Genomic DNA, 7,457 nt, shown 5'->3' with positions numbered 1-7,457 from the left:
GGGCGGCGGGCAGCGCCGCCGCCGGGGCGGGCTTGGCGGCCGGCACGCGCGCGTGCGCGTCGGCGTGCGCCCGCGCGGCCGACGCCGAGGCGGACTCGGCGACGAGGACCCGGAAGGGCGCGTCGAGCAGCCCGCCGTACAGGTCCCCGGCGACGGCGCGGGCGTGGTCGGGCTGTCCGGCCAGCAGCATCCGCAGGACGGCCGCGCCGATCCGCTGCTCGGCGGCGTGCAGCGAGCGCGAGCGTTCGGTGGTGAGGGTGAGCAGGGCGATGGCGGAGTGCACGGCGTACCGCTCGGCGGTGCCCAGCGGCGCGGCGGTGCCGACGGCGAGCGCGGCGCGCGGGCGGCGGCCGGTGCCGATGGAGTGCAGTTCGACGCGGTCCTCGGTGTCGGGGCCGCCGACCACGGCGGAGGCGGGCGCGGGCCGGTCGCGCAGCCGTTCGACGTCGGCGGTGAGCCGGGCGGCCCGGCGGTTCGCCCACTCGGGCGCCGTGGCGACGACGGCGCCCGAGGCGTCGTAGAGCGCCGCCCAGCCGTCCACCTGCGCGGCGAGCGCGGCGAGCAGCCCCTCCGGGCCGGAGTTCAGGGCCTGCCGGGTCAGTTCCCGCTGGGCGGCGAAGCCGGCCGTGACCGCCCGGTACTGGTCGGCGGCGATGGCCGCGGAGACGGCCTTGCTGATGGCGAGGAACGGGGTGCGCCGGGGCACCTCCAGCAGCGGCAGCCCCTCCGCCTCGGCCGCCTCGACGAGCGCGGCCGGGACCTCGTCGTAGTTCACCCCGACGGCGAAGCCGAGTCCCACCACACCGGCCCCGGCCAGCCGCTTCACATAGCGGCGCATCGCCTCGCGGTCCTCCGCGTCCAGCTTGAGCGCGGTGATCAGCAGCAGCTCGCCGCCCTCCATGTACGGCACGGGGTCGGCCAGCTCGCTGACGTGCGCCCAGCGGACGGGAACGTCCAGGCGGTCCCCGCCCGCGCGCACGGTCAGCTTGAGCGCGGAGTGGTTCACGAGCGAGGCGAGCGTCGGGGGCATGAGGCCTTCAGATCTGCGGAGGTCGGGTGAGGGGTGTGACGTTTTGGCCGCCGCGTATGAACGACCTCTGCCGATTGTGCCTCACCGTACGATCGGCGCGAGTCGGTACGTCCGTCCCGGCGAGCGCGCCCCGGCGCATCAGGGCGGGCGCGCCCCGGCGCGTACGGGTGGGCGCCCGGCCCGGCGGTACGGGTGCGCGCCCGCCCCGGCTCAGCCCCGCAGGTCCACCAGCAGCGGCGGCGCGTGCTCGCCGTTCACGCCGGTCAGCGACAGCACCGCGTGGCCCGGCGGGAGTTCGTGGGCCAGCTGGGAGGCGGACCAGCGCTCGCGCTCGACCTGCTTGGTGGTGACCGCGTCGGTGGTGACGGCCTTGCCGGTGACCAGCTTGCGCAGGGCGTGGATCGCGCGGGTCATCGGCTGGTCGGCGAAGACGGTGTGCTTGGCGACCTCCTTGGTCTCCACCCATTCGGTGCCCCAGGCGTGCGCGAACCGGCTGCCGTCCCAGGTGGTGACCCCGGCCAGCGCCATGCGGCAGCCGACGGCCCCCAGCAGCGGGCCGTGCAGCGCCTCGGGCACGTCGGCGACGGTGCGCAGCGCGAGGACGACCCCGGCGTTCTGCGCGCGCAGCCGCTGGACGCGGCGCACGGACTCGGGGGTGACGGTGCCGGTGGCGTCGTCGAGGACCAGGAAGGCGGCGTGGGCGCGCCCGGTGTCGCGTACGACGGTGTGGAACTGTGCGAGGACCAGCCGGGCGATCAGCCGCGACGCCTCCTCGTGGCCGCGCTCGGGCAGGTCGATGCGCACCCGCAGCGGGTGGTGGGCGACGGCGCGCAGCGAGAACGGCCGGCTGCCGCCCTCCCCCGCGCCGAAGAAGTCGGCGAAGACCGGCCGGTCCAGCAGGGCGAGCCGGCCGGCGAGCGCCGGGCCCGCGTCGGCGGGGGTGCCGGCCTGCCGCATCCGGGCGTCCAGTTCGCGGCGCATCACGGCGTGCTCGTCGGCGGCGAGCCCGGCGCGCAGCGCGGCCAGCGCGCCCGGCTCGCCCTCCAGCAGTTCGCGCAGCACGGGCAGCGGCGGGAAGCGGCCGTGGACGGCCTGGTAGGGCCCGAGGAGCTGGGCGAGGGCGACGGCGGCGCTGCGCGCGCTGACCCCGCCGGCGCCGTCGAGGTCGCCGACCAGCGCCTCGGCGAGGAAGGCGGCGGCCTCGTCGGGGTCGTCGGACTCGGCGTAGGGGTCGAGGTCGTGGACGGAGGAGGGGTCGCCGATCCGCACGACGACGTCGTAGGCCGCGTCCCGGCCGAGCGGCGCCCCGGCGGCGGAGACGGCGACCACCGCGCAGCGGCCGGTGAGGGCCTGGAGGGCGAGGGCCTCGGTGATCGGCTCGGTGACGTGCCGGGTCTTGCCGGAGCCGGGCGGGCCGACCAGGAGCAGGGAGGTGCCGAGCAGATCGGGGCCGAGGGCGGCGCCGGCGTCGTGGTAGGCGCGCGGAGCGCGTTCGGCGGGCACCCAGCGGCCGAGGCGCACCTGGCCTTCCAGCAGGTCGTGGCGGGCGGTGCGGGCGGGCAGGTCGCGGGCGCCGGAGGGGTGGGTCCAGGCGGCGCCGCCGTGGTGCAGCACGGTGTCGGCGAAGGCGGCCGGGCGGCCCTCGCGGCAGGCCTCGCTCCAGGCGCGCTCCACGCGGGCGCAGTCCACGTCGTTCATCCGGCCGCCGGCCACCTCGGCGGTGAGCAGCTCGGCGGCCTGGTGCTGGCCCGCGCTGCGCAGTGCGGGCCACTGGGAGCGGGGCAGGTCGGCGGGCGGCGGGGCGGCGGGGTCGGCGGCGGCGCGGCGGCGGGCGGCGAGTTCGCGGCCGTAGGACCACCAGCCGCCGACGCGGGCGAACGGCCACACCACCAGCGCGGTGAGCACCGCGTACAGGCTGTCGGTGAACAGCCGGGAGGCGAACAGGTCGTAGCCGCCGGAGATCAGCACGACGAGGGAGAAGACCGGATCGACGACGGGCAGCGGGTCCCAGCCGACCAGCGGGAAGGCGCTCGGGAAGACCAGGCTGAGCACGCCGAGGGCGGCGACGGCGGCGTACAGGGCGCGGGCGGGCTGCGGGCGGCGGCCGATGAAGTGGCGGACGACCTCGGGCCAGCTGCCGAGCCGGGCGACGGCGTAGACGAGGACGGCGAAGAAGAGGCCGTCGTAGACCACCCGGGCCTCGCGGCCCTCCATGCCCTTGGGCGAGACGGTGCCGGCCCACCACCAGTCGGAGGGGGTGAACAGTTTCAGCGGGGCCGCCTCGTAGGGCACCGCGCCCTGCCGCCACAGCGACCACACGAGCAGGGCGAGGACCAGCGGGACGAGCAGGCCGACGACGGTGATCGAGGGCAGCCGGTCCGGGGCGGCGTCCTTGGGCGGGCGGTGGCCGAAGCGCCAGATGCCGGGGGCGGCGGCGGGGCGGGGGGTGTCGAGCCAGTCGGCGACGGCGGCGCGGGGGGCGGGCGCGGGGGCGTACGACGGCTGCCCCGGGCCTCCCGGGGCCTGCGGCCCGGGGCCGTACGGCGGCCGGTCGTGCGCGCCCGGCGGGGCCGCCGGGCGGGGCGGGGCCGCGGGGGCCTGCGGCGGGGCGTACTGCGGCGCGGCGGGGGGTACGTACGGCGGCCGGCCGTGGCCGCCGGGCGGCGTGGCGGGCGGTGCGGCGGGCGGGGTCTCCCGTGGCGCCGCCGGGCGCGGCACGGGGTGCGCGTGCTTGGGGTGCGTCCCCCGGGCGTCCTGCGTCCCGTCGTCCATCTGCCGTGCCCCCTGAGCAGCCGTTCCGTCACCGTCATCGAGTCGATCCGCGAGTCAATCTAACGCCCCGGCAAGGGGAGTTCACCGCTCGCGCGCGAAGGCGCGGGCCCAGGCGGCGGCCCGCCGCCGCGCACGGCGCACTCCCCCTTCTATATCCATCTCGGACAACGGCGAGCGCCGACAACGCCCACATGGAGCATGCCCGCCCCTCCTTCGCCGCCCTAACCTGCGAGAAAAGAAGGAAAGCGTCCGAAAAACATCCCCGGTACGCGCCTCGTACGCGCCGGAGCACGGCCCCCCTCGGGCCACCCGGGCCGTACGCCCCCGCACGATCTCATCAGGGAGCCCCCCATGACCGCACTTGAGCAGGAGCGCCGCGTCGTCACCGCCATCCCCGGCCCGAAGTCGCAGGAGCTGCAGGCCCGCCGTACCGCCGCGGTCGCGCAGGGCGTGGGCTCCACGCTGCCGGTCTTCGTCACCCGGGCCGGCGGCGGCATCATCGAGGACGTCGACGGCAACCGGATCATCGACTTCGGTTCCGGCATCGCCGTGACCAGCGTCGGCGCGTCCGCCGAGGCGGTCGTACGCCGTGCCTCCGCGCAGCTCGCCGACTTCACCCACACGTGTTTCATGGTCACCCCGTACGAGGGCTACGTGGCCGTCGCCGAGGCGCTGGCCGAGCTGACGCCGGGTGACCACGCGAAGAAGTCGGCCCTGTTCAACAGCGGCGCCGAGGCCGTCGAGAACGCGGTGAAGATCGCCCGCGCGTACACGAAGCGCCCGGCGGTCGTGGTCTTCGACCACGGCTACCACGGCCGGACGAACCTCACCATGGCGCTGACGGCGAAGAACATGCCGTACAAGCACGGCTTCGGCCCGTTCGCGCCCGAGGTCTACCGCGTCCCGGTCGCCTACGGCTACCGCTGGCCGACCGGCCCGGAGAACGCGGGCCCGGAGGCCGCCGCGCAGGCCGTCGACCAGATCACCAAGCAGGTCGGCGCGGAGAACGTGGCCGCGATCATCATCGAGCCGGTGCTCGGCGAGGGCGGCTTCATCGAGCCGGCCAAGGGCTTCCTGCCCGCGATCCGCCAGTTCGCCGCCGACCACGGCATCGTCTTCGTCGCCGACGAGATCCAGTCCGGCTTCTGCCGCACCGGCCAGTGGTTCGCCTGCGAGGACGAGGGCATCGTCCCGGACCTGATCACCACCGCGAAGGGCATCGCCGGCGGTCTGCCGCTGGCCGCCGTGACCGGCCGCGCCGAGATCATGGACGCCGCGCACGCGGGCGGCCTGGGCGGCACCTACGGCGGCAACCCGGTCGCCTGCGCGGGTGCGCTGGGCGCGATCGAGACGATGAAGGAGCTGGACCTCAACGGGAAGGCCAAGCGCATCGAGGAGGTCATGAAGGCCCGCCTGGGCGCCATGGCCGAGAAGTTCGACGTGATCGGCGAGGTCCGCGGCCGCGGCGCGATGATCGCGATCGAGCTGGTCAAGGACCGCGGCACCAAGGAGCCGAACCCGGAGGCGGCCGGCGCGCTGGCCAAGGCCTGCCACGCCGAGGGCCTGCTGGTCCTGACCTGTGGCACCTACGGCAACGTGCTGCGCTTCCTGCCCCCGCTGGTCATCGGCGAGGACCTGCTGAACGAGGGTCTCGACATCATCGAGCAGGCGTTCGCGCGCATCTGAGCGGCGGGTACGCCCATCGGGCGCGCCCGGCGGCAGACCGTGTGAAGAAGGTGTGGGAGGAGGATGGCGGGTCGCCGTTCCCGCTGTCCTCGGCCCCTTCGCTGCCGTAGGTTCTACGGCAGATGAGAGATACACCCGCCCACAGGGGACTGTGGGCGATACCGGGCCGTCGCCTCCCCAGCTTCGACCTGGCCGTGCCTCGCGCACACCGGAGCCCCCGGGTTCCGGATCTCCTCACCGATCGGACGGTCGCCGCCCCAAACCCCCCGGGGCGCGCGACGTTCCGTTCCGATCAGGACGGTCACCGCAGACGTTCGGAACGACCGTTCCCAGAAGGGCCGACGCGAATCCCCCCCCTTGCGCCGGCCCTTCGGTGTGTCGCCCCTCGCCGCCTCCTCGCCCTGACCGGTGGGCGGTCCGGATCACACCGTGAGTCTGACGGCTTCGATCCACAGGTTGTTGTCGTGGGTGCCGACGTAGGTGAAGGTGAGTCCCTGCCCGGGGTTGTCGCACACCATGTCGAGCCAGGTGCCGTTGTGGACGTAGGAGGTCTGGCAGACGGCTCCGGCGCCGTTGTCGACGTTGATGGAGAACCCCAGCATGTGCGGGGCGCCCTTCTCGGTGCTGCCGGCGTAGTTGTCGACGCCGTCGGCGACGGTCGACCACGGATCGAAGTACTTCCCCGTGCCATCGGTCGACGCGGGGTTGTAGACGAAGGCGCCGCTGGTCGTGCCCTTGGTCCCGAACACGGCGACGTTGACGGCCGTGGTCGGCTTCCCGGAGCCCGGTGTGCCCGCCGTCTCGCCGTCGCACGCGACGTCGGACCAGCCCTCACCGGCCACATAGATGCGGTAGCAGATGTGCCGCTTGTCCGGTTCCCGCGCGGCCCGTTGCTGGACGACGGTCGCCGCGGTCTTCTCCGGGGCCTTGTCCTCCTTCTTCTCCTCGGAACCGCCGCCTCCCGCCCCGGCTCCGTCCCCGTCGCCCTTTGCCGTTCCGGTTCCGGCTCCGCCCGCCTGTTGCGTCGGGGTCGCGGCCGGGGGCGCCAGGGCGTCGGCGGACGGGGCCTTCGGCGCCTGGGCGGTCGGTGAGGGAGCGGGCGCGAGCGTGCCGGCGGCCTCGGCGACCCGTTCGGTGGCGCCGCTGCCGACGTTCGGCTTGTAGGCGATCCACAGCATCGTGAAGGTGATGCCGAGGGCCAGGAACACCCCGAAGAAGGTGGCCAGCCAGCGGGGCAGGAACCCGCGCTGGAGGTAAGTGCCCTCCACCGGCAGCGGGTTCACACCGGAGCGCTGCACGGACAGCGTGTACGGCCGCTGCTCCTTCGCCCCGAACCAGATGATCTTCCGTGGCTTCAGCGTCGCCTTCACGAACGCCGCCCGGCCCGGCTCGATCTGCACATTGCCCGGACGGATGTCGTACGACAACTGATCGCCGTTGTCGCTGCCGCTCACCGACGCGGTGACCTTCGTGTTGCCCAGGTTGTCCACCGCCAGCCGCGGGCGGCCCCGGAAACGGCCCTTCACCGTCGGCGGCACCAGCTCCGCCCGCACCTCGGTGAACGGGGTGATGGTGAGGTTGCCCTCCGGGACGGTGACCGCCTCCGGGTGCTCCGTCGGCGTGATCCGCACCGCGTACGGGTTCGGCCCCGCGGTGGCGTCCGGGGTGCGCGGCGGCGCGAACGTCAGCTCCACCGTCCCCGTCGTCCCCGGGTACAGCCGCAGCGACGGCGGCTCCACCGTCGTCCACGGCGCGACAGGACCCACCGCCTCGAAGCGGTACTCGTCCACCACGTCACCGGTGTTGCGCAACCGCAGCCGCACAGTCGTGCTGCCACCCGGGTCCACGGTCGCGGAGGCGGGCTCGAGGGAAGTCCAGAGGCTCACTCCCGGACTTTAAACATGCCGGCAGCGCCGAGTCAGGAAGCCAAGGGGCACGAGGGATGCCCGAAGAGGCGGGACCGGCTGCA

At 74.7% G+C, this 7,457-nt stretch carries 4 protein-coding genes; 1 reads left to right on the top strand and 3 read right to left on the bottom strand.

Annotation, left to right across the window (positions count from 1 at the left end; genetic code table 11):
- Together K7787_RS18295 and K7787_RS18290 are read right to left on the bottom strand one after the other, a co-directional pair.
- A partial coding sequence (locus K7787_RS18295) for a PucR family transcriptional regulator ligand-binding domain-containing protein (protein WP_247721031.1) occupies positions 1–1,030 on the bottom strand: 1,030 nt, incomplete at its 3' end.
- A gap of 210 nt (positions 1,031–1,240) precedes the next feature.
- Positions 1,241–3,802, bottom strand: a complete 2,562-nt coding sequence (locus tag K7787_RS18290; protein ID WP_223002201.1) for a type IV secretory system conjugative DNA transfer family protein — start codon at positions 3,800–3,802, stop codon at positions 1,241–1,243.
- A gap of 351 nt (positions 3,803–4,153) precedes the next feature.
- Here K7787_RS18290 and gabT point away from each other — a divergent pair, with 351 nt between their 5' ends.
- Complete coding sequence (gabT, locus tag K7787_RS18285; RefSeq protein WP_009190943.1) at positions 4,154–5,488, top strand: 4-aminobutyrate--2-oxoglutarate transaminase; 1,335 nt, start codon at positions 4,154–4,156, stop codon at positions 5,486–5,488.
- Positions 5,489–5,910: 422 nt separating this feature from the next.
- Here the strand turns inward: gabT and K7787_RS18280 are convergent, their stop codons facing one another.
- Positions 5,911–7,374: a hydrolase gene (locus K7787_RS18280; RefSeq protein WP_223002199.1), complete on the bottom strand. Its 1,464-nt coding sequence runs from the start codon at positions 7,372–7,374 to the stop codon at positions 5,911–5,913.
- Between the last annotated feature and the right edge of the window lie 83 nt (positions 7,375–7,457).

The organism is Streptomyces sennicomposti (assembly GCF_019890635.1).
In the GTDB taxonomy this organism is placed as follows: Bacteria; Actinomycetota; Actinomycetes; order Streptomycetales; family Streptomycetaceae; genus Streptomyces; species Streptomyces sennicomposti.
Note: the sequence above shows the minus strand (reverse complement) of the source record. Positions and strands in the feature narration are given on the sequence as shown.

Excerpts from the sequence above, each read along its gene's own strand:
- K7787_RS18290 (WP_223002201.1), bottom strand. The coding sequence starts at position 3,802 with ATGGACGACGGGACGCAGGACGCCCGGGGGACGCACCCCAAGCACGCG.
- gabT (WP_009190943.1), top strand. The coding sequence starts at position 4,154 with ATGACCGCACTTGAGCAGGAGCGCCGCGTCGTCACCGCCATCCCCGGC.